This window comes from Paenibacillus sp. 2003 (assembly GCF_031455635.1).
Taxonomy (GTDB): Bacteria; Bacillota; Bacilli; order Paenibacillales; family Paenibacillaceae; genus Paenibacillus; species Paenibacillus amylolyticus_B.
Window position 1 is genome coordinate 202,956 of record NZ_JAVDTB010000003.1, and the last position, 24,939, is coordinate 227,894.

The 24,939-nt window shown below is 46.9% G+C and carries 20 protein-coding genes; 17 read left to right on the forward strand and 3 right to left on the reverse strand.

Annotated elements, in window-relative coordinates; translation table 11 throughout:
- The first annotated feature begins 123 nt into the window (after positions 1-123).
- Positions 124-384, forward strand: coding sequence for a hypothetical protein (locus J2X75_RS16415; protein ID WP_310337934.1), 261 nt, complete (start codon positions 124-126; stop codon positions 382-384).
- 107 nt (positions 385-491) lie between these two features.
- Here the strand turns inward: J2X75_RS16415 and J2X75_RS16420 are convergent, their stop codons facing one another.
- Together J2X75_RS16420 and J2X75_RS16425 are read right to left on the reverse strand one after the other, a co-directional pair.
- Positions 492-3,278 carry a DUF5689 domain-containing protein gene (locus J2X75_RS16420; protein ID WP_397383875.1) on the reverse strand — a complete coding sequence of 929 codons (2,787 nt, stop codon included), beginning with the start codon at positions 3,276-3,278 and terminating at the stop codon, positions 492-494.
- Between the two features lie 222 nt (positions 3,279-3,500).
- Positions 3,501-3,977 (reverse strand): RNA polymerase sigma factor, encoded by a 477-nt coding sequence (locus J2X75_RS16425; protein ID WP_076253376.1) that lies wholly within the window; start codon positions 3,975-3,977, stop codon positions 3,501-3,503.
- Between the two features lie 215 nt (positions 3,978-4,192).
- Here J2X75_RS16425 and J2X75_RS16430 point away from each other — a divergent pair, with 215 nt between their 5' ends.
- From J2X75_RS16430 to melA, 10 genes are all read left to right on the forward strand, one after another.
- Complete coding sequence (locus J2X75_RS16430) at positions 4,193-4,906, forward strand: response regulator transcription factor (protein WP_036606313.1); 714 nt, start codon at positions 4,193-4,195, stop codon at positions 4,904-4,906.
- On the forward strand, positions 4,903-6,369 hold the full coding sequence (locus J2X75_RS16435) for a sensor histidine kinase (RefSeq protein ID WP_091015776.1): 1,467 nt from the start codon (positions 4,903-4,905) through the stop codon (positions 6,367-6,369). Before J2X75_RS16430 ends, J2X75_RS16435 begins: the two co-directional genes overlap by 4 nt.
- On the forward strand, positions 6,366-7,529 hold the full coding sequence (locus tag J2X75_RS16440) for a hypothetical protein (protein WP_310337938.1): 1,164 nt from the start codon (positions 6,366-6,368) through the stop codon (positions 7,527-7,529). The genes J2X75_RS16435 and J2X75_RS16440 overlap by 4 nt, the downstream gene beginning before the upstream one ends.
- Positions 7,530-7,742: 213 nt before the next feature.
- Entirely contained in the window at positions 7,743-8,426 is a 684-nt protein-coding gene (locus J2X75_RS16445; protein ID WP_310337940.1) for an ABC transporter ATP-binding protein, read from the forward strand.
- Positions 8,427-8,444: 18 nt separating this feature from the next.
- Complete coding sequence (locus tag J2X75_RS16450) at positions 8,445-9,812, forward strand: ABC transporter permease (protein WP_310337942.1); 1,368 nt, start codon at positions 8,445-8,447, stop codon at positions 9,810-9,812.
- Between the two features lie 28 nt (positions 9,813-9,840).
- Complete coding sequence (locus J2X75_RS16455; protein ID WP_310337943.1) at positions 9,841-10,917, forward strand: efflux RND transporter periplasmic adaptor subunit; 1,077 nt, start codon at positions 9,841-9,843, stop codon at positions 10,915-10,917.
- A 571-nt stretch (positions 10,918-11,488) separates the two neighbouring features.
- Positions 11,489-13,933, forward strand: a complete 2,445-nt coding sequence (locus tag J2X75_RS16460) for a glycoside hydrolase family 6 protein (protein WP_310337945.1) — start codon at positions 11,489-11,491, stop codon at positions 13,931-13,933.
- A gap of 538 nt (positions 13,934-14,471) precedes the next feature.
- The gene (locus J2X75_RS16465) at positions 14,472-16,808 is read left to right on the forward strand and encodes a rhamnogalacturonan lyase (RefSeq protein ID WP_310338511.1); all 2,337 of its coding nucleotides are present in this window, start codon (positions 14,472-14,474) and stop codon (positions 16,806-16,808) included.
- A gap of 241 nt (positions 16,809-17,049) precedes the next feature.
- On the forward strand, positions 17,050-18,063 hold the full coding sequence (locus tag J2X75_RS16470; protein ID WP_310337946.1) for an AraC family transcriptional regulator: 1,014 nt from the start codon (positions 17,050-17,052) through the stop codon (positions 18,061-18,063).
- 135 nt (positions 18,064-18,198) lie between these two features.
- Positions 18,199-19,704: an alpha-glucosidase/alpha-galactosidase gene (gene melA / locus J2X75_RS16475; RefSeq protein ID WP_310337947.1), complete on the forward strand. Its 1,506-nt coding sequence runs from the start codon at positions 18,199-18,201 to the stop codon at positions 19,702-19,704.
- A gap of 49 nt (positions 19,705-19,753) precedes the next feature.
- Here the strand turns inward: melA and J2X75_RS16480 are convergent, their stop codons facing one another.
- On the reverse strand, positions 19,754-20,179 hold the full coding sequence (locus tag J2X75_RS16480; RefSeq protein ID WP_310337949.1) for a hypothetical protein: 426 nt from the start codon (positions 20,177-20,179) through the stop codon (positions 19,754-19,756).
- Between the two features lie 308 nt (positions 20,180-20,487).
- On the opposite strand from J2X75_RS16480, the gene J2X75_RS16485 reads away from it, so the two are divergent.
- The 6 genes from J2X75_RS16485 to J2X75_RS16510 all read left to right on the forward strand — a co-directional run bounded on the left by J2X75_RS16485 (position 20,488) and on the right by J2X75_RS16510 (position 24,557).
- Entirely contained in the window at positions 20,488-20,847 is a 360-nt protein-coding gene (locus J2X75_RS16485) for a PadR family transcriptional regulator (protein WP_307539442.1), read from the forward strand.
- Positions 20,844-21,539 (forward strand): permease prefix domain 1-containing protein, encoded by a 696-nt coding sequence (locus J2X75_RS16490; RefSeq protein ID WP_310337950.1) that lies wholly within the window; start codon positions 20,844-20,846, stop codon positions 21,537-21,539. Before J2X75_RS16485 ends, J2X75_RS16490 begins: the two co-directional genes overlap by 4 nt.
- On the forward strand, positions 21,536-22,093 hold the full coding sequence (locus J2X75_RS16495; protein WP_310337951.1) for a DUF4825 domain-containing protein: 558 nt from the start codon (positions 21,536-21,538) through the stop codon (positions 22,091-22,093). The genes J2X75_RS16490 and J2X75_RS16495 overlap by 4 nt, the downstream gene beginning before the upstream one ends.
- 132 nt (positions 22,094-22,225) lie before the next feature.
- Positions 22,226-22,996, forward strand: a complete 771-nt coding sequence (locus J2X75_RS16500) for an amino acid ABC transporter substrate-binding protein (RefSeq protein WP_036672520.1) — start codon at positions 22,226-22,228, stop codon at positions 22,994-22,996.
- A 112-nt stretch (positions 22,997-23,108) separates the two neighbouring features.
- Positions 23,109-23,768 (forward strand): amino acid ABC transporter permease, encoded by a 660-nt coding sequence (locus tag J2X75_RS16505; protein WP_105600918.1) that lies wholly within the window; start codon positions 23,109-23,111, stop codon positions 23,766-23,768.
- A 33-nt stretch (positions 23,769-23,801) separates the two neighbouring features.
- Complete coding sequence (locus tag J2X75_RS16510) at positions 23,802-24,557, forward strand: amino acid ABC transporter ATP-binding protein (protein WP_310337955.1); 756 nt, start codon at positions 23,802-23,804, stop codon at positions 24,555-24,557.
- Positions 24,558-24,939: the final 382 nt, after the last annotated feature.

The following is a 24,939-nucleotide window of genomic DNA, read 5'->3' on the forward strand; positions in this document are numbered from 1 at the left end:
TTGAATTATTTTCCAAATACATGTAAGATTAATAGGTTTCTATATAAAGGGAATTAAGGATATTAATTAATACTCCTCTTAGATATCCATACAAAAAATGAGTTTTTTAAAGGAAGGTGACCTATGGAATTATTTCAATATATATGGATTGGGTTTATGGTACTCCTATTACTGTACAGAATGATCTTTCAGAAGTTTAAAAAACATAACAAAGAAAATATTGGGCTCAGTGCAATCCTGATTATTTTCACAGGAAGCAGTTATACGATTACACAGATGAACTTAATTCTTGTCATTAGTGTCATCGCCGTGGCCGCTTATTGTGCTGTATGGAACAGCATTTTATTTGTTAGAAATGGATATGAGCCGGAACGATTGAAATGAGCTTATACTATTACCAAAAAACCGAAACCAATTTGCCCTGTGAATCAGGCGATGTTGGTTTCGGTTTTTTAGTTACTTGGTTAAACGTCAGGCTTCTTTACTGAGACTTAGCTAGCCAAAGGCAACGCTTTGGTTACTTGTACCGTAACTGTCTCGGTGCTGGTTACGCCTGCGGCGTTGATCAGCTCAGCACGGTACGTATACGTTCCGTTAGCGCGACCCGACAATTCAGTTGTAGCACTTTGAGAAGCTGGTGTTGCTGCGTTCAACGCTTGTGTATCAATCAATACATCATTCTCATAGAGACGGTATTCGGTTGCGTTTGTACCCCACCAGAGGTTCATGGATACGTTATAGTTGCCATCACCATCCCAGTTGTTTTGGGACAACGTAGCTTTGCCTGGAGCAGCATTGGTTACTTGTACCGTCAGCACGTCACTGCGTGTTGTGCCTTTGTCATTGGTCAACTCGGCTACGTAGGTATACGTGCCGTTTGCTTTACTTGTAATAGCTGTTTTGGAGGATTGAGCCGATGGTGAAGCCGCAGTCAACTTCTGCGTATCGATCAGAACGCCGTTCTCATACAGTTTGTACTCAGAACCGTTTTCGCCCCACCAGAGGTTCATGCTTACGTTATACGAACCTTCGAACAGGCCAGTGGTATATCCATTATCAGAAGAAAGCACCGGTTTACCCGGTGCTCCTGCAGCTGGAGTGGAAGGCACTTCGCCGCCACCTTGCTCTTCAGCAGGTACAAAATCATTCAAGCTTCTAGGTTTCAATTGATATACGTCTTTGAAAATAGCGGAAATGCCTGTGATATCGATATTGTCACCAGCAGCATAAGGGAAGGAAGTCTCCGTCACACCTGTACGGGTATCTACACGGATATGTGTGCTTGTTCCGTCTGCTGCTACGGCATCGAATTCAAATGATCCAACTGGTGTAGCACTGATGATATTCTCGATCGTTACATTTTTCAATTGAACCAGTTGACCTTGGTTCGCATCTGTAATTGCTGTAACTTCGATTGGAGCAGGTACGGAAGCCGCACCTGTTTTCTCAATCGCAATGATATCGGTAAGCTCGAACTCGCTGTTATAGATGGTTGTTGCTGCCGTTACTTTCACCTTGTCACCTGCATGGAAGCCGCTAGTATGCTGGAATACGTAGATTCCAGCAGTTTCATCTTGAAGATAGAAGGCTTGTCCACCAAACGCACCCGGCTCTGTCGTCACAACACCTTCGATAGTTACGGTAGTGCCAACGGCTTTGGTACGTGCTTCAGCAACTGTGATAGCTGCTGGAATCGGTCCTTCTTCTTCCGGAAGCTGTTCTGCTGGCACATTGCCAATAGTCACGGCATTGGTGATCAGGTTGCTGCCATTCAGACGCAGACGCAAGCTCGCAGCGCCAGTTGTACCTGGTTTGATACGGACGTTCAGATCTTTGATCCCACGACCTTGGCTGTCCGAGGTTACACTGAATGTGGAGCTATAGCCGTACGAAGTCGGCCAAGTACCACTTTCATTCTGTATCATGGCTACCTGTGTTCCGCCAGTCAGATAGATGCCGGCACTATAACCGGATACGGTTGTGTTTGGAGCCATGTTCTCCACAACGACACGAATCTGGAAGTCTTCTGCGTTTGGAAGTGTATCCTGTTTCACGAAGCTGTAAGCAGCGTTTGCGCTGGATGCAGGTCCACCGTAAGAACCAGCCTTGAACGTGGAACGATCGTACCACTTATATCCGGCAGCAGGTGCAGACCAAGGTTCAGCCTGTGGTTCTGTGGAAGCAGCCGGCTCTTCGAATGGCAACAGCGCTGTAGCTGTGTCCAGTTCAAGTCCGTTCACTTCAGTTAGGCTTGTGTAGTTCTCTTGTGTAGCGAGCCAGTTTACGGTGTTCACGAGCAACACGGCATCATCGGCTTCTTTAAAACCATCATAAGTCGTTTTGCGTGTGCCTGTCTCTTCACGCAAGTATTTTGGTGATGCATCTTCTACTGGAGAGGAGTCACCGATGAAGGCAGCTTTACCTGCGCCCAGCTTGGATACAGCCACATAAGGACCTTCTTCGATCCCGCCACCGTTGTAGACACCTTGGTCTACCGCGTTATTCCATTTTGCGTTGGTTTTTGGCAAGTACACAATACCTTTTGCCTTTTCCGGATCAGTGATTGCGAGGGTTGAACCTGCGTGCATGGCTACACCCGACACCCCTTCTGTGATGCCGAAGGCTTGATCTGCCGGTACTACGATATTGGCGTTGATATCGCCAAGTGCGTTATAGCGGAATCGTACGCCGAAGTTATCGGACAACCAGTCCGAACTGGTTATATTTTGCATCGCTTCAGAATTACGCTCATCTGTGCTCATGCCTTTGGCCGGATCTTCGAATGCTCCCCGACGATAGCCGTTGATGACTTCAGAGCCATCCCAGCGGTTTTTGTTACGGTCTGCATTATAGTGATCTCCCACAAAGAAGATGCTGCCACCCGTTTCAACATATTGTTTCAGTGCTGCTTGTTCGGATGTTTTGAAAGGAATTTGAGGCTCTGCAATAACGAATACGTTATACTCTTTCAGATCATCATAGGTAAATGGAGTTGTCTTGCGAAGTTCTTTGACATAGTAACCATCATTCGCGAGTGCATTCCCGAAGTCGGAGAAACCTCCATCAATGACCCAGTCTGCAGCTCCAGCCGTTTGGCCGTGAGAGTTGTCGAATAATACTTTCTTACCTGCATTTTGGTTCACAACCTTTGCCTGGATGAACGGTGCCGGGTCTGTCGGTCCTTCCGCATGAACCGATGCATCTCCGTTCCATAATCCGATCTGAAGCGGCAAAGCCATGGACAATGCCAGGAGTGATTTTAGAAATACTCCTCGCATACCTGTTAATTTACCCAACCAAATCCCTCCCAAATATTAGTTGATTCATGAGTTCGTCCATATTCTACCACATGAAAATCTCACATAGTCATAACAATTTGTAAAAATTAACTCGATATTTGTAAAATTGGGTCTTTTGACATATCCAAAGATAATTCGATCCGGTCTTTATTTATCCAATCTACCCTCGTATATTGATTTCGGCATAAAAAAAGCCATCTCTTATGAGATGACTTTGGCCCGAATTCGATTGACGGCATGGAAGACAGAGGATTTAATCATGCCTTCACTGCGATTCACCAGTTCTGCCGTTTCCTTAATGGAGTATCCGTGGATGAGGCGAAGTTCTAATATTTTACGATGTTCGGTGTTGTTAATATGGGAGACAAGATCATGAACACCTTCGCTAATTTCAAGGTGGGATGTATCGACGTGATGGGTAGGCACCTCCAGACGACTGTCTCGTCTGAGTGTACGGGTCCGCCTGCGGAAGCTGTCCATCGCCAGGTTACGGGCAATGCGTTTGAGATAATAGAGAATGCGATCTTCAGGGATATCCACGGTAACGTTCATTAGTCGAATGAAACAATCCTGTGCCAGATCTTCTGCGTCTTGCGGTTGTTTGACAATATGGGATAGATACCTTGTGATTTCTGATTTATAGTTGACATAAGCATCATTAATTTGTGTGCTGTTCATATGATGTGAATCCCCCTTGGATACAGATCAGGCTTGGGTCCGGTCTGGTATGAGTCTCTTATGATCCAAGTATATCGGGAGGTTGTTTCCAAAAGGTTCAGAGTTGTATCGGAGTTGTAACATTTCGTGCTTCCCTCTATTCAAGCATACGGCTTGGGATACAAAATATAGGCAGATGAAGGAAATTCATAGAGCAGGGAGATTACGAAAGTATCATGAGACAAAAAGAGATTTTAATTATTGAGGACGAGGAGTCCATTCGCGATATTTTGTCCTATTCGTTACGTAAGGAAGGATTTGAGATCAAGGAAGCAGCTACGGGAAAAGAGGGCCTGGATCTGCTTCGGGATTCGAAGCCGGATCTGATCCTGCTGGATCTGATGCTGCCAGATATGAGCGGTTTTGATGTGTGCAGGCAACTATCTGTGAACTCCAAGATCCCCGTCATCATGATCACTGCAAAGTCGGACATGCTGGACAAGGTACTTGGCATGGAGCTTGGGGCGGATGATTATATCACGAAGCCTTTTGATATCCGTGAGGTGGTTGCGCGCATTCGGGCGATTTTTCGTCGGATTGATCTGATCAGCGAGACACTGGAGAATCAGTCCTATGAGGTGGTAAGGCTAGGCAAGCATATTGAGATCCGCAAGGATGAACGGGAAGTGTGGAAAGACGGGGAACGGGCAGGACTCACGAATAAAGAATATGATCTGTTGTTATTTCTCGTGACCCATCATCGTAAGGTTCATACACGTTCTGAACTGCTGGACAAGGTATGGGGATTTGATTTTGCAGGGGATACCCGAACGGTGGACATTCATGTGCAACGGATTCGCAAGAAACTGGATAGTGGTGTGCAAGGCATTTCGATGATTGAAACGGTTTTCGGTGTGGGGTACAAGCTGAATATTCAGGTACAGACATGAAGTGGACGATCCAGTTCAAAATGGTGGTGCTATTCTCGGTCATTGTATTTATCGGATTCTCCGTCCTGCTGATTCTGTCCAATAAGGTAGCCCAGGAGAATATGTACCGGGAAGTGCATGAGGATATGGTGCAATCCAAAAGAAATCTGGATATCGCGCTGAATCAGTACTTCTTGATTCATAACAAACGCATGAGCAGAGACTCGCTCGAAGCAGGAAGTCGCGAGCTCGCGGAGCAGATTGGATCAGCCGTTGGTGGGGAGATTACGGTATACCGTCCCGATGCTTCGCCCTACGGATCTGCTGGTAGCAAGGTTAACGTTGCTAAGCGCTCTGACCATCCTGATGTGGAGGAAGCCATACAATCCCGGATCGCTTATACCACAGTTGTGGATAAAGGTCGGGTCACCTCCAGTCTGTCCTTCCCGCTTCAGATGGATCAACAATTGATTGGAATTGTGCAGTTGGAGAAGGATTACACCGACTTGTACAAACGCAATCTCCGGTTCCAGAATACGATCAAGCTGTTTGCAGCGGTTATTTTCGTATTTGTATTTATCGCATCCATCTTTATTTCCCGGAAAATTACACAACCCATCCGTGTACTGACGAAACGTTCTGCGGAAGTGGCCCATGGAAGTTTGAATGCGGACATTCAGATTACAACCAAGGATGAAATCGGTGAATTGGCTTCAAGCTTCACCGTCATGATTGATCGGGTACGGGAGCAGATTGATGTGATTGAGCGAGAGCGGGACGAAGTGAAGCAAGTACAGGCGCGAAGCAAAGTTTTTTTTGATAATGTGACGCATGAATTGAAGACACCCTTAACAACGATTCTGGGATACGCCCAGATTTTACGGGATAACGGATTTACCGACCAGGACTTTTTCGACAAGGGCATGAATTATATCATCAAGGAAAGCCAGCGTCTCAACACGATGGTTGCGGATATTCTGGAGGTCTCGGTCTCCTCTGCGGTCATTCAGGCGTACCGGTTCGAACGTATCGATATATCAGATATTATTCGTGAGGCTTGTGAGGACATGTCGATTAAGGCGAGCAAGTACAATATAGGCATTCACTATGAGCTGGAGGAACATCAGTATTTACAGGGAGATCGGGACAAGCTGAAAGAGGTCTTCCTCAACATCCTGGATAATTCGGTCAAATATAGTGATGTGAACTCCATTATCGAAGTACAATCCTTCCGGTTAGGTGATTCTATTGCTATTGTGATCCGTGATCAGGGGGAAGGAATCGGTGCTGAAGCGCTCCAACATGTATTTGAACCCTTTTACCAGGATAAAGGAATCAACAGGGCCGAGAAAGGCAGTGCCGGGCTGGGTTTGTCTATTGTGAAGAACATCGTTGAGCGTCATGGAGGAACAGTGGAGATGAAGAGCATCATGCGGGAAGGGACACAAGTGAATATCAGTCTTCCGGGGGAAATGAACGCATGAGACATCCTGGATTTTGGCGTAAAAACCGTGACAGATTGATGCTGTCAGGGTTGTTGATCGCATTTGTCAGCGGAATTTTTGGGATTGGGAGCCTGTTCAGTCTCGGAAATCTCAAACCAAGAACGGTGATTTTGCCAAGTGAGCAGTTCAACAGCCGTTTGGCACCACCACCGAGCAGTACGATTCAGATCGAGTCGGCTACCAAGATTCCAAATGACTTTGCGATCTTTGATTTTGAAGTGTTAGACCGGAATACGATTATATTTAATCAACCGGAATTTTCCTATTCGGGGCTCAAGCTGTCTCTCCTGCGTCTGGATGATAAGGAAGTGAAGAACATTGCGGCTAATACGGATTACGGTGTAACGATCAGCCCGGATCACAAGAAAATCATTTACTCCCAGTATCGGGCAGGTCAGACGCAGAAGACAACGTATGAGTATATGATACAGAGCGGGGAACGTCGCAAGCTTCCGTACGATAACTCGTATTATCGAGTGTTTGTAGGGGACAACTCCTACATCGGTCAGGATGATCTGTTATTTAAACAAGTTGATCTGAGCCAGGGGACGAGTCATGTCATCTACACGTATGAAGAGCTGATGAGCATGTTCACAGGACCAAGACAAGGGAAAGGTTCGAGTGATACGTTTATCGTTATGGATGTGTTGCAGGTCAGTGGGGATCACAAGCAGTTTTATATACTGGTGATGCTGAAAGACAAGTATGCCATCTATCGTGTATCGCTTGAGGATGAGCATGAAGTGAAGGCGTATGCTGCCATGGAAGACATCCAACAGTACAAGTTGCTGAAAAATGGTGACATGCTCATCCAGGGAACGATGAATAAGGTACAGGGGCTGTATCGATATCACGCAGCAGAGGGGCAGTATGACCTGTTATTACAAGGTTCGATCTGGAGCTTCGATCTGGATGCAGATGAATCGCGAATAGCTTACTTTTTCCCGATGGACAGTCAGAATCAAAAGAATGAGTTACATGTTGCCTACCTGAATGACAGCAAGATTTCGTCCGATACGGTGATCTATCGCAATATTGATAACTTCATCAGTCTGAAATGGAATGACGATGAATTATTTGCTGTAAGCAGCTCAGTGGATAAAAGTGAAATGTACCGCTTTAGTTTCAGAGCTTGGTAAGCTGTGGAAGGTATACGAATATAAGACCTTGGTCTGATGGAGCGATAGCTGCTCTGCGGACAAGGTCTTTTTGTTATGACATGTTACAAGTTGGATACAACTCCGGCCAGTCCAGATACATCTCCACCCTATAATGAAAAGGGAATGTGCTACGCGAATCTTTTTGAACAACCTCTGTACATATTTAGCAAGTAGAAAGGAAGAAATGTAGCAATGCTTCAAGTTGAACAATTATCCCACTCGTTCCGCAATGGCCAGGGAACCGTGCCGGTGCTTCAGGATATCAACCTGACGATTGAAGAAGGCAAGATGGTAGCCCTGTTGGGCAGTTCTGGTTCGGGTAAATCCACACTGCTGAATCTGATGGCGGGGCTGATGAAACCGGATCAGGGCAAGATTTGGATTGCGGGACAAGATATTGTACGTTTCAGTGAAAATCGCCTGGCTGAGTTCAGGCGCAGTCATATCGGGTTTATTTTCCAATCCTATGAGCTGCTGTCCAATCTTACGATCCGGGAAAATGTAGAGTTACCCTTGGTGTTCATGGGGATAAGCCCTTCGAAACGCAAAGCAAAAGCATTGAAGCTGTTGGAACAGGTTGGACTGGGTGAAAAAGCAAGCTTGTTTCCGTCCCAGTTGTCGGGCGGTCAACAACAACGTGTCAGTATTGCACGTTCGCTCATTACCGAACCCTCGGTGATCTTTGCAGATGAGCCTACCGGGAATCTGGATACCGAGACGGAGGAAGAGATTATTGCGATTTTGCAGCAGCTTAACCGGGATATGAATACAACCTTTGTCATTGTGACACATGAAGCAGAGGTCGCGGAGCAGATGCAAGTTGTGCTTACCCTGCAACATGGAATACTGGTCGAAGAGGCTGTAAGGGAAGTTTGAGGCAAAGGGAGAGGAAATGTGAGAATACGGGATGTAGCACGTATGGCCTGGGGACAGATCATTCGCAGAAAAATGGTCACACTGCTGTGTATGATGGGGCTGTCCATCGGCTCTGCCGCCATGATTATTGCACTTAGCGTAGGGCAGTCCGTACAGACCTATAGCGAGAAAACATTGAACGACAATTACAAGATGGATGAAATCACGATTACACCCAATGAAGGCATACGTACGGGGAACGGCAAGGGGAATGGTCAGACATCGAAGTTTGAACGGGGAGCTTTGACGTTGGAAAAGATTCAGATTATCCAAAGACTTCCTCATGTTGTTGCCGTGGCTCCCATGTTAAAGCTGGATTCGCTGGAAATGGTGCTTCCGGATGGTCGCAGCACGTATGTTGAGGTCATTGGTACCCAGCTGGAGACCCTGGGCGGGTTTGGATACAAGTATGCTGAGGGACGTGGTGCAGATGGTCGTATGGCGGTAACCAGTTATGGGACCGCATTCGGACTCGTAGATCCCAAAGTAACTCAGAAGTTATTCGAGCAGTTGAATGCTGATCCATATAACAATGCGCTTTTGGAAGAGTATATGACGATTGCATCGAAGCAGGATCAGCTCGTCCAGCAGCATGTTCAGTTTCGATATGAAGACTTTGTGAATGCGGGCAAAACCAGAATGAGCGGCTCTATACGCGTGTCTGGAGAGTTGAAGAAGCCTTCCAACATGGATGAGATGAGCGCTCAAAACGATAAAAAAGTATATCTGCCGCTCGATACAGCTCGTGCATTGCAGGATGAGCTTGGATTGCAACAGGCAGACAATAGTTCGGCCAAGCATCTTAACTCGGCTCTGGTCAAGGTTGAGGACAAACGTTATGTATCCCAGGTGGAAGAACAGATTAAAAAGCTGACGTTAAACACACAGAGTAATCTGTTCCAGGAGGAAGCGATGGCAGGTCAATTGGCGATGTACCAAAAAGCGGCATTGGGAATCGGTGGTTTTATCATGCTGCTGGCCTCATTATCCATTATTGTAGCGATGATTATGTCTACGCATCAGCGTCGTAAACAGATTGGTGTGATGAAGGTACTGGGCGCAAATCTGTGGCAGATCCGACAGATGTTTATTACGGAAGCAGCGATGCTTGGATTAATGGGCGGCGTGGCTGGTGTGGGGATTGCCTTTGCTGCCCTCGGCGGGGTGAATAGTCTGCTGGCGAGTCAGATGGCAGATCAGATGAATGGTCCGATGACCGTCGTTATTCAGCAGTCGGCTCTGCCACTGGGCATCGTGTTTGCTGTTCTGGTTGGCATTGTATCGGGTATATATCCGGCAATCAGCGCATCCCGAACCAATGCATTAACTGTGATCAAATCAATGTAATTTTATCAGCGAAAGGGAAATTGGGCACATGAAGAAATGGATTAAAATCATCATCACCGTTGTACTTTTGGCAGGTGCAGGGTACTGGTTGTATGAAAAGTACAAGCCAAAACCGGAGGTACCTATAGAGATTCCGCCCCCGATTACCTTTGATGTGACACAGGAAACGATGACACAAACGATACAGGTGAAAGGGAAATCCGTATACACCGATCAGACGGATATTTTCGCTCCGTATGCTTCCAACATCAAGCAGTGGCACGTGAAAAGTGGTGAGCAGGTGAGCAAAGGCGATATCCTTTTTACCCTCGATACTTCCACGTTACAAACGGAAGTAGAACAGTTGCAGAGTGATCTGGAGAAAGCCCAGCTAGAAAATAAGATGAATCAGGTTAGCCTGGATCAGGCGAATATGAGTGAGACGCTTGGCGTGACGGAAGAGGAGCGCAAGAAGGCATTTGCAGATCGGGAAGGTAAACGCCTGACGAATGAATTGAATCAAAAAGCGCTGGTCCTCAAGGAGAAGGAGATACAGAAAAAGCAGGCAGTAATAAGTAAGTCTGTTGTGTATGCTTCCGCTTCCGGTATATTTCAGATGAATGAAGAGGACAGCAAGACACGTGCGGTGACGGAAGGACAGCTGATCGGGTCCATTACAAATATCAGCAAACTGAAATTTATGACGATTGTTGGTGAGGAAGAAATGTTCAGGCTCAAGGTGGGAATGCCAGTTAAGGTGCGAATGACAGCACAGAAAGACCTGCAATTCACGGGGAAGGTGAGCAAGGTATCCAAATTCGCCCGCAAGAGTACGGATACGGACCTCAAGCAAGCATCCCAGTTTGACGTGGTCATTGATCTGAAGCCGGATGCCAGAATGTATGGAGGCGTGAGTCTGGAAGGCGATATCGAGACGATGCGGAAGGATAAAGTGACGGTAGTGTCCAGCCTCGCGATCATGCGGGATCAGACCGAGCCTTACGTACTGTTAGACAAAGGGAATGGACAGACAGAGCCGCTGACCATCCAGGCTGGAATGGAATCGGGGGACAAGACGGAAGTGGTTAGTGGCTTGAAACCAGGAGACATTGTCGTTTTGCCCTAGACGTAGGAATTTAAGAACAAGGCATTATATGTAATGATTATCTAGACGAAGGGTTGATTCGACCTTGAAAAACACGAGGTTCATTGTGGCATATAGCCATGATGAACCTTTTGTGTCGTTTGGAGCAAGGGAAGTCCAGATTCCTGCCTGGATTATGGAAAAAAATATAATTAAATTTATATAATTCAATTTACAGTAATATTTACATGTCGTATAATTAGAACATAAGGAGGTGAAACCGAACATCATGTTTGTAGATGGATAGGCGAAGACCTTTTTTTTTAACTGTTTGAAGAAAGCGCTTACCGAATTTAGGATTCAGACATCCCGTAGGTCATTATTCACACTTCTTCATGTCTAACACACGTTCAACCACACCCACCATATTATACTCATTCACATGATTCGCCCTCACACACCATTTGTTTGCTCAAGATTCCAGTTATACAACCAATTCTTTTGGAGGTGATACAACCAACTCATCCGAACGTTCTCTTCGTGCTAAGCATCATAATGACACAGAGGATCAGACATGAGTACAACCCAATCTAACTAAAGGAAAGGTGGAACTATGAAGACTAAATTGAAAACCAAATCGAGAGGTAAGAAGATCCTGCGCAAAGGTGTAAAACAAATGCTGGCAGCAACGCTGCTCGCTGCGGGGATTTTCCCTGGATTGTCTCCAGGCTTGACTCAGGCGGCTGAAGCACATGTGGATAATCCATTTGTAGGGGCAACGGCCTATCTGAATCAGGACTATTCAGCTCTCGTGGATACGTCCATTGCACTGACCAACGATGCTTCGTTGAAGGCCAAGATGGAGACTGTCAAATCGTATCCAACCGCAGTATGGGTTGACCGGATTGCTGCAATCTATGGCGGCACGGACAACGCTGGTCGCAAAAGTGTAGAGCAACATCTTGATGCCGTTCTCGCTCAAAAGAAGCCGGGTACACCGATAACCGCTTCATTTGTTATTTACAATCTGCCCGGACGGGATTGTCATGCACTCGCATCGAATGGTGAACTTCCACTAACACAGGCAGCACTGCAGACCTATAAAACGGATTATATTGATGTGCTTGCAGATATCTTCGCAGATCCGAAGTATCAGGACATTCGCATTATTGCCGTCATTGAACCGGACAGTCTGCCTAACCTTGTGACCAACCTGAGTACACCAGCTTGTGGTCAAGCCAGCTCAACAGGTATCTATGAGGCGGGTGTGAAGTATGCATTGGACAAGCTGCACGCCATTCCGAATGTGTACAACTATCTGGATATCGGCCACTCCGGCTGGCTCGGATGGGATAACAACCGTTCTGCAGCAGTAGCGCTGTATACAAGTGTTGTGCAAGGAACAGCCGCAGGTCTGAGCAGTGCAGATGGCTTCATTACAAATACAGCAAACACTACACCGCTGGGGGAGCCGAACCTGTCTAACCCTGATCTCAATATTGGTGGACAACCGATTAAATCTGCCAAGTTTTATGAGTGGAATCCTTATTTTGACGAAACCGATTTCACCGCTGCGCTGTATGCCGATTTCGTACAAGCTGGCTGGCCAAGCAGCACAGGTTTCCTCATTGATACTAGCCGGAATGGGTGGGGCGGGGTAGACCGTCCAGCATCTGCTACGGGCAGCAACATCAATGACTATGTGAATTCCGGACGTGTAGATCGCCGGGAGCATCGGGGGAACTGGTGTAATGCCAGTGGTGCAGGCATTGGTGAAGCACCTAAGGCTGCACCAGGACCAGCGCATCTGGATGCTTATGTATGGGTGAAACCTCCGGGTGAATCTGATGGCTCCAGCTCTGAAATTCCGAATAACGAAGGCAAAGGTTTCGACCGGATGTGTGATCCAACCTTCACAACTCGGGATGGTGTATTAACAGGTGCGTTGCCTAATGCTCCGGTATCGGGTCACTGGTTCCATGATCAATTCGTGGCACTGGTGAAAAACGCATTCCCTGTACTTCCTGCAAGTAACGGTGGAGGCAATCCTCCGGGGGGAACAACAGCTCCGGCAGCACCAGCAGCATTGACGGCTTCTGCCGGTAACGCTCAAGTCTCCTTGACGTGGACTGCTTCTACAGGGGCTACAAGTTATAGCGTGAAGCGGGCACTGAGTGCTTCAGGTCCATTCACAACGATTGCAGCTAATGTAAGTGGAACATCTTACAGCAACACCGGCCTGATCAATGGTACAACCTATTATTATGTGGTAACGGCAACAAATGCAGTAGGTGAAAGTGTTAACTCTGCAACAGCAATAGCTACACCGGTTGCAGGTGTAACGGCGCCAGCTGCACCGACTGCTCTTACAGCAACTGCAGGCAATGCGCAGGTGAGCCTGACGTGGACCGCTTCTACAGGTGCAACAAGTTATGATGTGAAACGCGCACTGAGTGCAACAGGTCCGTTCACAACAATCGCGGCGAATGTGAGCGGTACGTCCTACACCAACACTTCCCTGACGAACGGCACAACGTATCATTATGTGGTAAGTGCAGTGAATGCAGCAGGGCAAAGTGCCAATTCTGCTGTAGCTTCCGCGACACCTCAAAGTGTCGTTGTTCCAACGAGTGATCTTGTCGTGCAATATCGTGCTGGAGATACCAATGCTCAGGATAGCCAGATCAAACCGTATTTCAACATCAAAAATCTGGGTAGTACTGCTGTGAATCTGAGTGATCTGAAAATCAGATACTACTTTTCCAAAGAAGGCTCGGCTGCAATGGATTCTGCCATTGATTACGCTCAAGTTGGCGGAGCCAATATCCAGCGGACCTTCACAGACTCGTATGTGGAACTGAGCTTCACATCTGGCGCTGGCAACATTCAGGCTGGTGGACAGACTGGAGACATCCAGCTTCGCATGTACAAAACAGACTGGTCCAACTTTGACGAGACGAATGATTACTCCTTCGATCCAACGAAAACATCCTATCAGGATTGGAACAAAGTAACACTCTACCAAGGTGGAAACCTGGTGTGGGGCATTGAGCCTTAAAATTTAATGGTAATTGTCTTAACCGCAATCCTCCGTGTGTTAGAGGATTGCGGTTTTTGCTATGCATTACAAGAGTCATTCTAGATTGAAGTTCTTGATCATAAGAACGATTCGTAACCGGAACGGATAACCCTCAGAGTTGCAAGTACTTATTTCCTAAATGAGACTCCTAAAAACACTGATTATTGATCGTTTTGGACGGATATTTGCCTAGGGTCTGGCAGGCAGGATGTCTATAATAGAACCCGATGGGCGGGATCACCTCGCTCAGATTGGAAAGAGAATGAAAGGGGGACCGCACTCCGGTAGTCGGGCAAGCTGATTTCTCTTTTTTAATTTTGTAAGCGTAATCATTATGGGTTGAAACCTTCTTTCGAAGAAGGTCTGTGTGGATTAACGAACGTCCAATCATCATCAATGTGTATATGCGTCACCTATTCTGTCTCAAGGAGCGTGAAGGTGGATGAACTTAGAAACAACAGCGCCGGTACATAAGGGATCGGTGTCAGGTCGGCAATCCGGTCGCAGGAAGGCTCGTATGCCACTTGCAGCCAAGGTGCTCTCTTCGGCACTTAGCGTAGCTTTGCTCATTGGAGGAACAGTTGGCGTTACGGGAGCGGAAGCTTCCAACGGTAATGGGGCGACGGAGGCCAGCCTGCAATCACATAAGGGGGGCAGTCACGTGAAAGAGATTCAACTGGAATATCTGGATCGGGGTCTGGTGGCTGCTTCGACATCTGAAGGTGTTTTTCTTAGTTGGAGATTGCTTGGTGACGAAGCAACAGGGTATAGCGACAAAGGGCTGACAGGTACGGACTTTAACGTCTATCGTGATGGCAAAAAGATTGCTACTGTCACCGACAGCACCAACTATGTAGATGCAACGGGCAAATCGGATTCCCGTTATGAAGTGGCAGCGGTGAACAAGAAGGGCAAGGAAAGCAAACGCAGTGCATCCGTCAAACCTTGGGGGAACGGCTACGTGGATATTCCATTGCAGAAACCGGCCGATGGCGTGACGCCTGCCGGCGAAGCCTATACGTATTCCGCCAATGACATGAGCGTGGGTGATGTGGACGGGGATGGCCAGTATGAATTTTTCGTCAAATGGGACCCTTCCAACGCGAAGGACGTATCGCAAAAAGGATACACTGGTAAAACCTACATTGATGCGTACACCCTGGATGGACAGTTGTTGTACCGAATCGATCTTGGGGTTAACATCCGTGCAGGTGCTCACTATACACAGATGCTCGTTTATGATTTTGACGGGGATGGCAAAGCCGAGATGATGTTTAAGACTGCTCCGGGCACGAAGATTATCAAATATAATAAAAAAGGAAAAGTGACCTCCGAGAAGTACATCACGCTTCCGAAGCAGGATCGCAAGGCAGGGTACTCGAACGAAGATGATTATCGTTTAAGTGCTGATGGGTACTACGATCACGTGGTGGATATGTTCAGAAATTGGCATAAACATGATGAGGTTGTGAAGGGGAACTGGCCTGCGACATTGGAAGAGGCTTTTGGAATGGAGAAAAAATATAACTACCCATTATCTCAGCAGGATGCCGAGAGCCTGGCCGACTACTTCATTGATGTATATGCGGTAGAACGCAGCAACCGAAATGAGTTGCGCAAGTTTGAAGGTTTTATCGTGGATGGACCGGAGTACGTTACGGTATTTGAAGGTAAATCAGGCAAAGAGCTGGAGACCATCCCCTATGAACCTGAACGTCATGATGACGGCCTGATGTGGGGAGATTATGCCATGGCACGGATTGAACCGGGCAATCGGGTCGACCGTTTTCTGGCAGGCGTGGCGTATCTGGATGGCAAGAAACCGTCTGCAATCTTTGCACGCGGATACTACACACGTTCAACGATGGTTGCCTACAATTGGGACGGCAAGAAGCTGAAAAAGGAATGGAAAGTGGACAGCGGCTGGACACCGATGAAGAACCCATTTAATGACGGACCGCACGGCGTAGATGGCACAGATCCAGAGTACGGCTCCATAACAACCCAGGGAGCGCACTATTTCAGTGTGGCGGATGTGGATGGAGACGGCAAACAGGAGATTATCTATGGCTCCGCTACGATTGATCATGACGGCAGCGTGCTGTACAGCTCCACAGACCTGATGCCTGCCGAGAGTGCTGCACCGGGAACCATTGCTCGTCTGGGTCATGGGGACGCACTTCATGTGGCAGATATCGACCCGGATCGTCCGGGACTTGAGATATTCATGGTTCACGAGGGTGGTCCTTGGGCGCCATACGGCTATTCACTGCGTGATGCGAAGACCGGAGAAGTAATTTATGGTGGGTACACAGGGAAAGATACCGGTCGCGGCATGGTGGGGGATGTTGATCCGACTCGTCGTGGACTGGAGACATGGGCTGTAGGCTTGTGGACAGCTAAGGGTGAGAAAATCAGTGATCAGATGCCGGGAACAAATATGAATATCCGTTGGGCTGCCGATATGACGACACAGATCGTTGATGGTGCGATTGATGTTACACCAACCATCAAAGACTGGAGTCGTGGCACGTTGCTGACGGCGACAGGCACATTGACCAACAATCACACCAAAGGTACACCTGCTCTCGTGGCTGATGTGTTCGGGGATTGGCGAGAAGAGATGCTGGTAAGAACTGCGGACAGCTCAGCGATCCGCATCTATATGAGTACCGAGAAGACAGATCGCAAGTTGTACACGCTCATGCATGACGCGATGTATCGCGTGGGCATTGCAGGACAGAACAGTGGATACAACCAGCCTTCCTATCCGTCCTTCTACATGGCATCGGATATGGACTGGTCCAAAGTAACGCTGCCTAAGTTCTACACGCCAGGTAAGGGCGGAAAGTAAGCAGGCCGGAGTAATAATAGCTAGCAATAGCAACATAACATGTGTTCCTGATCAGCCTGTAACGTAACGCAGCGTCGTTAGTTTTAAGAGTTGGCATCGAAGCTTGGAAGCTCTGGAATCCCAATGTGTCCCGCACATGGAGGTTTCAGAGCTTTTTTTACATACAGTTTATATCCACCCGACAGAATTGTTACAATGGAGAAAAGTGAGGATTGATCGTTGAAGGACTGGAGGTATGCACATGAGTATCACTGAGCGCTGGACAGGAAGCCTATATCAGGAGGCATTGCGAACAGAGGACTGCGGGCCGCGTTTTTACGCGTATTATTACAAGCAATGGGACAACTACCGTATGTCCTATCACAATCATGATTCCACGGAGATCATGTATATTATTTCGGGAATGTGCCGGGTGGATGTGCAGATGCCGGATGGGAGTTCGGAACAGGCTGTTCTTAAAAAGGGGCAGTTCATTATGCTCGACGCTGGTGTCCCGCACCGTTTGCTGGTGGAAGATGGCGTGCCTTGCCGGATGCTCAATGTGGAGTTTGGATTCTCCGGATCGACAGCCGGTCAGCTGTCCATTCGACAGCTCGTACAGGAAGAGGAAGAAGTCCACACTTTGCTGGCTAATGCCTCGCCATATCTGGTACTGCCTGACCCGGAAGAGGTGTATCACATTATGAAAAGTCTGGTGCTGGAACTCGATCAGCGTGGTCTGTTGGAGCAGGGAAGATCGTCTGTCCCAATAGGCGTTATTCCCAGAGAGGACCGTGCACAACATCGCGAAGCCCGAAATCTGTCATCCCCGGAACAGGGAATGTTGGTGCGTACGTTGTTCATCCAGTTGATCGTCCGTGTGGCACGTCTGCGTGGGGAAATGAACCGGAGTGCGCCAGATCAGGCGGAGTTGTATGTCAAACGAACGATTGAATTCATGCATCATAATATGGATCGCAATATTCAGATGAAGGACATTGCCGCAGCCGTCAATCTGCATCCGGGTTATTTGCATCGCATTTTCCGTCAGCACACGCAGCGTACACCAACCGACTACCTGACGATGCTTCGCATGGAGAAGGCCAAGATGCTGCTTCAGCAGACCAATATCCCGATTTCAGAGATATCCGATTATGTCGGGGTAGGCAGTCGTCAGTATTTTCATATGTTGTTCAAAAAATATACAGGCTGTACGCCAGTTGAATTTCGCTCCTCTATGGAACGACATGTCAGTCAGTACCCGCCGAATGAATAAGTTAGGATTTTTGACAACAAGATCTTGAACAGGTCATGATTTTGATAACGCTTCCCTATTTGCCGTTGGTACAATGATTTCATGAAGAGAGTCATTAACCGAAGCGAAAGATTCGGATTAGGGGAGGATATAAACATGTCGTTTAAAGTGGCGTTTATCGGGGCAGGAAGTATCGGATTCACACGGGGATTGCTGCGGGATTTGCTGACGGTACCAGAGTTTAACAACATCGAAATTGCGTTCTGCGATATTAACCAGCACAATCTGGACATGGTGACTGAGCTGTGTCAGCGAGATATCCGTGAGAATGGATTGAATATTCCGATTCAACCGACAACGGATCGGAAAGAAGCGTTGAAAGATGCGAAGTATGTACTGTGTACGATTCGTGTTGGGGGACTGGAAGCATTTGCAACCGATGTGGATATTCCACTGAAATATGGGGTTGATCAATGTGTCGGCGACACGTTGTGTGCAGGTGGCATTATGTATGGACAACGCGGAATCGCTGAGATGTTGGATATCTGTAAAGATATTCGTGAGCAGAGCGCACCGGACGTGCTGCTCTTGAACTATTCCAATCCGATGGCAATGCTCACATGGGCTTGCAATAAGTATGGTGGTGTGCGGACGATCGGACTTTGTCATGGGGTACAACATGGTCATCATCAGATTGCTGAAGCTTTTGGTTTGAAAAAGAGTGAAGTGGATATTGTCTGTGCCGGCATCAACCATCAGACTTGGTATATTCAGGCTTCTCATGAAGGTAAAGATCTTACAGGTGATCTGCTCGAAGCTTTTGAGAAACATCCAGAGTACAGCCGTACCGAAAAAGTACGGATCGATATGCTGCGCCGCTTCGGATACTACAGTACGGAATCGAATGGTCACCTGAGTGAATATGTGCCGTGGTACCGCAAACGTCCGGAAGAGATCAACGAATGGATCGACCTGGGCAACTGGATCAATGGAGAGACAGGTGGCTATCTGCGGGTATGTACCGAGGGACGCAACTGGTTCGAGACTGATTTTCCTAACTGGATGAAGGATGAACCGATGCAATTCTTTCCGGAAAAACGGGGTGAGGAGCACGGTTCGTACATTATTGAAGGGCTGGAGACGGGACGTGTCTATCGCGGACATTTCAATACCGTTAATAATGGAGTAATCTCGAACCTGCCAGATGATGCGATTATTGAGGCACCGGGATATGTGGATCGCAACGGTATCTCCATGCCGCATGTAGGGGATCTGCCCCTTGGCCCGGCGGCGGTATGTAATGTGAGTATTTCCGTGCAACGTCTTGCGGTTGAAGCCGCTGTGAACGGAGACGACAAATTACTTCGTCAGGCGTTCATGATGGACCCGCTCGTGGGTGCCGTATGTAACCCAAAAGAGATCTGGCAGATGGTCGACGAGATGCTGGTTGCACAGGCCAAGTGGTTGCCACAGTATGGTGATGCTATCACTGCCGCAGAAGCGAGACTCGCTGCTGGTGACTTGATTCCAACGAAGGAATATGAAGGTGCAGCACGTCTTAAGGTGAAAACGGTGGAAGAAATGAAACAGGATCGCGATGCTGCCAACAAAAACGCGGGTGAATCCGATAAAGGGAAAGATAGAGAGAAAGTGCAGCAATAGATAAAAAGGCGTAAGGGCCTCTCCGAAATTGGAGGGGCCCTGTTTGTTTTTATTTTTTTTCGACACCACGGATCACAAAGGCAAAAGAGGTATCACCCAAGGAAACCTGCGAATTTTGAGGGGATGTCCACCGGGCAAAGGCTCCATAATAATGAGTTCCTTTTTCCTGTGACAACTGGAATGAACCTTCTCGCAAAGAGATGGGACGTGCCTTCCCATTCACATATTCAACCAGAGTGAACTCGTCAGGGGGTACATTCGTATCCAGATGAATAGATATATTCTCACCTACCAACACGGAGACAGGTACTTTACCTTCCAGCAGTTCCATATCCCCTGCATAGTCAGCACACATTCCCCAGCAATAACTGCCCTGTATAGCAGGAATAGAGATGCCGCTTTCGCTCTGAATAGTTGGCGTAGGTAGATTCTGAGGTAAGTTTGGCTCCGGTTCCTGAACCTGTTTTAATCCCATTTTGGCTTCCTTTACATTAGTTTCTGGTGGTGTTGCGGTAATATTTCTAGGGTTACTTGGAGTAGGATTACAGCCGAATAATATCAGCAAAGTTGATAGGCATACCAGTGAAGTCAATGTTCTGATCGTATTTAAGAATTGTATTCTAATCACCTCCCTGATATTTTCCAGACGAAAAACAAGAGAGGAATGTTGCTAATGTTGCTCACTGCGCGTCATATTTACCATGTGATACATATTACCTTTACAGACATAGTAATATGTCTTATAGTATACACAGGATTGAAGAAAGTCGGTGAAACTCGCAGATGGATGTGCAAGTGATTAACAGTGATCTGATTCGGGGCAATATTGACCCCATCATTCTGAGTGTACTTATACCCGCAGATAACTATGGCTACAGCATTATTAAGGAGATCTATCGTAAGAGCGGAGAGCAGTTTGAATTGAAGGAACCTACGCTTTATTCCAGTTTGAAGAGGCTGGAGAAGAGTGGATATGTGGAGTCCTACTGGGGGGAAGAGACGCAGGGAGGACGACGCAAATATTACCGAATTACATCGCAAGGCCTCGAAGCCTATAGAGAGCAGGTTCATGCTTGGCAAGCAGCCAAGGCACTGATTGATTGCATGATTGTCACTGGAGAAAAAGGAGATGAAGACCTATGAGATTGGATGCTCGCATCACCCGTCATGTGAATCGTTTGTTCGCTCACGCACAAGATACATTAGACAATCGAGAATTAAAAGAAGAGATTCACAGCAATCTCGTTGCGCGGATTGACGATTATATCTCGCAGGGGATGAGTGAAGAGAAGGCGTTCCAGACCGCCATTCAGTATATAGCTGGTATGGATGAAGTGATGAGTGACCATCGAAGGGTACAACGTGTTCCTTACTGGACAGCGTTGTTGCAGTCTGCTCTGATTTATAGCCTCATAGCCTGGATCATTACCATTCCAATGAGAGTGCTGATGCAAGGCTCCGCCATAAACAATCTGCTTATGATCGTGAGTCTCATTGTTGGTGGCACATATGTATTATATCTGTTGATTAACAAGTCGAACGATTCTGCAACTTCCGTGAAAACAACGGTTATTCGAATCCCTGCCTTAGTGCAGTGGAATCGCAGAATATGGTGGTTGTGGGCGGCATTAATACTCGTACTATGGGGAACGCAGGCGGCGTTGCGATTTGGAAGCAACATCTGGTTTAATCGACCCATTCAGGTGGATGGACCTTATCAGTTTGCTGTGATCGTCATTGCCTTTGCCATCCCATTACTGAGTGTTATTATTCCTTTAGTTGTGCATCGTGCGTATCGGATCATTAGCAAATATGAAGTGAGTGATGTGTCATGAGAGGGAAAAATATATGGATTATTGCACTCGTTGTTCTCGGTGTGGTTGGCCTCGTGTTCGTTGAGGGGTTTGTTAATCCGAGGAACGAGACAAAGCAGAATCGATATGAAGCAGAGCAGCAAAATCCGCTGACACATGATTTTGCCGCTTTAGCCAAATATCGCAGTCCCTACATGGGTGATAATTCAAACCTTAGTCATCTGAATCAGGCTTTACCTTTACGTGAAAGATTGAATGGTTACCAACTGTACCCGGAGACGTTCACGGTCCAAGTGAATTATAGCTTGGATACGCGTGAGACGGATGCAGAGGAACTTGAGCGGATACTGGTATATAATGCGGTTGCGAACTTTGTTATGATCGATAATCTGGAGCAGATCGTCTACCAGTTTGAGAATACCAGCCATACCTTACGTCGTGAATCTGCCCAACAATGGACAGGTACGGAATTAAAGGAGCTTCAGAACCCGGAGCTATGGAATTCGACTGTACGCGAGAAGCTGGTAGAACCGGTACAAGTGAAAGAGGCTTTTTCACAGATTGTTGACAATTAAGCTGCATGAAATAGAAGGAAATAGGCGAGAGACTCGACTCTTCTTCCATGCTATGTTATTATAAATCTCTGATAACGTGGTAACGAACTAAAGCGTTTGGGTTTTGGTTATAGACATGGAGGGGTTCGAGAGATGAGAAAAAAAGCGATTCTACTATTATTCATTAGCATATGTGTATTGATTGTGGCTGGTTGTTCCAGTTCCGCAAGCAAAGATGATAACACGATTGTTGTAGGAATTGACGACAAGTTTGCTCCAATGGGTTTCCGGGACGAGCAGAACGAAATTGTTGGTTTTGATATTGATTATGCAAGAGCTGCAGCGGAGAAAATGGGTAAAGAAATCACATTCCAACCAATCGACTGGTCTTCCAAAGAGTCAGAGCTGAACAGTGGCCGGATCGATATGATCTGGAACGGGTACACCATTACGGATGAGCGTAAAGAGAAAGTGCTCTTCACGAAGCCGTATTTGGAAAATAGTCAGGTAGCCATTACCTTGGCAGACTCACCAATTACAAAGCTGGATGAACTCGATGGTAAAAATGTGGGATTGCAGGCACTGTCCTCCGCGGCAGATGCACTTGCAGCAAGTCCCCTGAAGGATAAAGTCAAAGCTTCCGAATTTAAGGATAACGTGCTTGCACTGACGGATCTGAAGACAAAACGTCTGGATGCGGTCATCATTGATGAAGTGGTAGCGAGATACTACATGTCCAAAGAAGAGGGAACATTCAAACTGCTGGATGAATCTCTTGCACCGGAACAATATGGCATTGGTATCAAAAAAGGCAATGAAGAGCTTCTGAATCAGCTGCAAAAAGCGCTGGATGAGCTGAATGCAGACGGAACAGCAGCTAAGATCTCCACTCAATGGTTGGGTGAAGACAAGGTTCTGAAATAGGCAGGTTACACACCTGATATATAGTTAGAAACAAAACGGACCCCGTATTCCACGCTGGAGCGATTTATGCTTCGGAGGAATGCGGGGTTAACAGATTAGAGGAGACAAAACAATGAGTTGGGATTATCTATCGACCATTTTAAAACCGATGCTAGAGGGTGCGCAGACCACCATTTTCATGTTCTTGCTCGCGATCGTGTTATCCGTGCCGCTTGGATTTGCGGTCACGCTTGCGATGAGAAGCCAGATTAAACCACTGGCATGGATTGCCCATACGTATGTATATGTGATGCGAGGAACACCGCTACTGCTCCAAATTCTATTCTTCTGCTTCGGTTTACCGTTGCTGCCGGTGATTGGAGAGTATCTGGTGTTTGATCGTTTTGTTGCGGCAGGGATTGCTTTCATCCTGAACTATGCGGCGTACTTCGCTGAAATCTTCAGGGGAGGACTGCTTTCCATTGATAAAGGTCAACATGAGGCAGCGAAGGTACTGGGGTTAACAAAGTGGCAAACGATGACCAAAGTCATTATTCCTCAGATGATTCGTGTAGTATTGCCTGCAACGGCCAATGAGTCGATTACGCTCATCAAGGATACGGCACTGCTCTATGCCGTGGCTGTACCTGAGCTGTTGTATTACGCCCAAGCGGCGGTAAATCGCGACTTGCAGCTGATCCCTTTCTTCGTGGCAGCGGTTATGTATCTACTCATGACACTTGTGCTCACGGTGCTGTTCAAGGCATTGGAGAAGCGGTTTTCATTTGAATAAATTAAATCTGATCAATCAAAGGACTGTCTGCATATGACACATATAATAGAAGTAAATCAATTGAGAAAATCATTCGGCACACTTGATGTGCTGAAACAGGTATCCTTCAACGTGGAACCAGGCGAAGTAATTGCCGTCATCGGGCCTTCTGGTTCGGGAAAAAGTACGATGCTGCGCAGCCTGATTCATCTGGAGGATATTTCGGGCGGAACAATTCGTATTCAGGATCAGACGTTGGTTGATAATGGCCGTTACGCGAGTGCCGCAGATATTCGCAAGATTACGGATCGCATGGGCATGGTGTTTCAGCATTTTAACTTGTTCCCGCATCTGACCGTACAGGCTAATCTGGAACTTGCACCGAAAACTTTGAAAAAAGAAAGTTCAAGCGTCATCAGGCATCGCAGTCTTGAATTACTTGGAAAAGTAGGACTGTCGGACAAGGTTGATGCCTATCCAGCCAATCTGTCCGGTGGACAGAAACAGCGTGTTGCCATCGCTCGGGCACTGATGATGCAACCGGATATCCTCCTGTTCGATGAGCCGACGTCGGCGCTTGATCCAGAGCTGACTGGGGAAGTGTTGCGCGTAATCAAACAACTGGCGCAGGAAAATATGACGATGTTGATCGTCACGCATGAGATGGGCTTCGCCCGTGACGTTGCGGATCGTGTATTTTTCATGGATAACGGCGAGATCGCAGAGGCGGGGCCGCCAGAACAGATCTTCGGCAATCCAAAGCTTGCACGTACCCGGACGTTTTTGCAGCGGGTGGAAGTGGAAGGATAAAAGGCATTCCAAATCTAAGAAATGTCAAAAGAACGCAATCCTATGAGTAATAAGGGATTGCGTTCTTTTTTTTGAAAGTAATAGCTTATGTCCACAGGTATATGTTCCAGATCATCAATACTAGGGTCAACACGATATAAGTTACTACATTCCAATGTGTTCGAATTCTAAATGCCGTATAACTCATGATTCCAAACAAAACGATGCTAAAACATAAAACAGCTACATTATTTTGATAAAAAGCAATAAGTACAAGCATCACAATCATAAGTATATTCATGACTTTATCGATTTTCATCGTAGTGATCCCCCAAAGATATTCAGAAAAGTATTACGACTATAATAATATCTATATGTTAGAGGTATTCTTGATTTATATCAT

Excerpts from the sequence above, each read along its gene's own strand:
- J2X75_RS16415 (WP_310337934.1), top strand. The coding sequence starts at position 124 with ATGGAATTATTTCAATATATATGGATTGGGTTTATGGTACTCCTATTA.
- J2X75_RS16420 (WP_397383875.1), bottom strand. The coding sequence starts at position 3,278 with ATGCGAGGAGTATTTCTAAAATCACTCCTGGCATTGTCCATGGCTTTG.
- J2X75_RS16425 (WP_076253376.1), bottom strand. The coding sequence starts at position 3,977 with ATGAACAGCACACAAATTAATGATGCTTATGTCAACTATAAATCAGAA.
- J2X75_RS16430 (WP_036606313.1), top strand. The coding sequence starts at position 4,193 with ATGAGACAAAAAGAGATTTTAATTATTGAGGACGAGGAGTCCATTCGC.
- J2X75_RS16435 (WP_091015776.1), top strand. The coding sequence starts at position 4,903 with ATGAAGTGGACGATCCAGTTCAAAATGGTGGTGCTATTCTCGGTCATT.
- J2X75_RS16440 (WP_310337938.1), top strand. The coding sequence starts at position 6,366 with ATGAGACATCCTGGATTTTGGCGTAAAAACCGTGACAGATTGATGCTG.
- J2X75_RS16445 (WP_310337940.1), top strand. The coding sequence starts at position 7,743 with ATGCTTCAAGTTGAACAATTATCCCACTCGTTCCGCAATGGCCAGGGA.
- J2X75_RS16455 (WP_310337943.1), top strand. The coding sequence starts at position 9,841 with ATGAAGAAATGGATTAAAATCATCATCACCGTTGTACTTTTGGCAGGT.
- J2X75_RS16460 (WP_310337945.1), top strand. The coding sequence starts at position 11,489 with ATGAAGACTAAATTGAAAACCAAATCGAGAGGTAAGAAGATCCTGCGC.
- J2X75_RS16465 (WP_310338511.1), top strand. The coding sequence starts at position 14,472 with ATGCCACTTGCAGCCAAGGTGCTCTCTTCGGCACTTAGCGTAGCTTTG.
- J2X75_RS16470 (WP_310337946.1), top strand. The coding sequence starts at position 17,050 with ATGAGTATCACTGAGCGCTGGACAGGAAGCCTATATCAGGAGGCATTG.
- melA (WP_310337947.1), top strand. The coding sequence starts at position 18,199 with ATGTCGTTTAAAGTGGCGTTTATCGGGGCAGGAAGTATCGGATTCACA.
- J2X75_RS16480 (WP_310337949.1), bottom strand. The coding sequence starts at position 20,179 with ATGGGATTAAAACAGGTTCAGGAACCGGAGCCAAACTTACCTCAGAAT.
- J2X75_RS16485 (WP_307539442.1), top strand. The coding sequence starts at position 20,488 with ATGGATGTGCAAGTGATTAACAGTGATCTGATTCGGGGCAATATTGAC.
- J2X75_RS16490 (WP_310337950.1), top strand. The coding sequence starts at position 20,844 with ATGAGATTGGATGCTCGCATCACCCGTCATGTGAATCGTTTGTTCGCT.
- J2X75_RS16495 (WP_310337951.1), top strand. The coding sequence starts at position 21,536 with ATGAGAGGGAAAAATATATGGATTATTGCACTCGTTGTTCTCGGTGTG.
- J2X75_RS16500 (WP_036672520.1), top strand. The coding sequence starts at position 22,226 with ATGAGAAAAAAAGCGATTCTACTATTATTCATTAGCATATGTGTATTG.
- J2X75_RS16505 (WP_105600918.1), top strand. The coding sequence starts at position 23,109 with ATGAGTTGGGATTATCTATCGACCATTTTAAAACCGATGCTAGAGGGT.
- J2X75_RS16510 (WP_310337955.1), top strand. The coding sequence starts at position 23,802 with ATGACACATATAATAGAAGTAAATCAATTGAGAAAATCATTCGGCACA.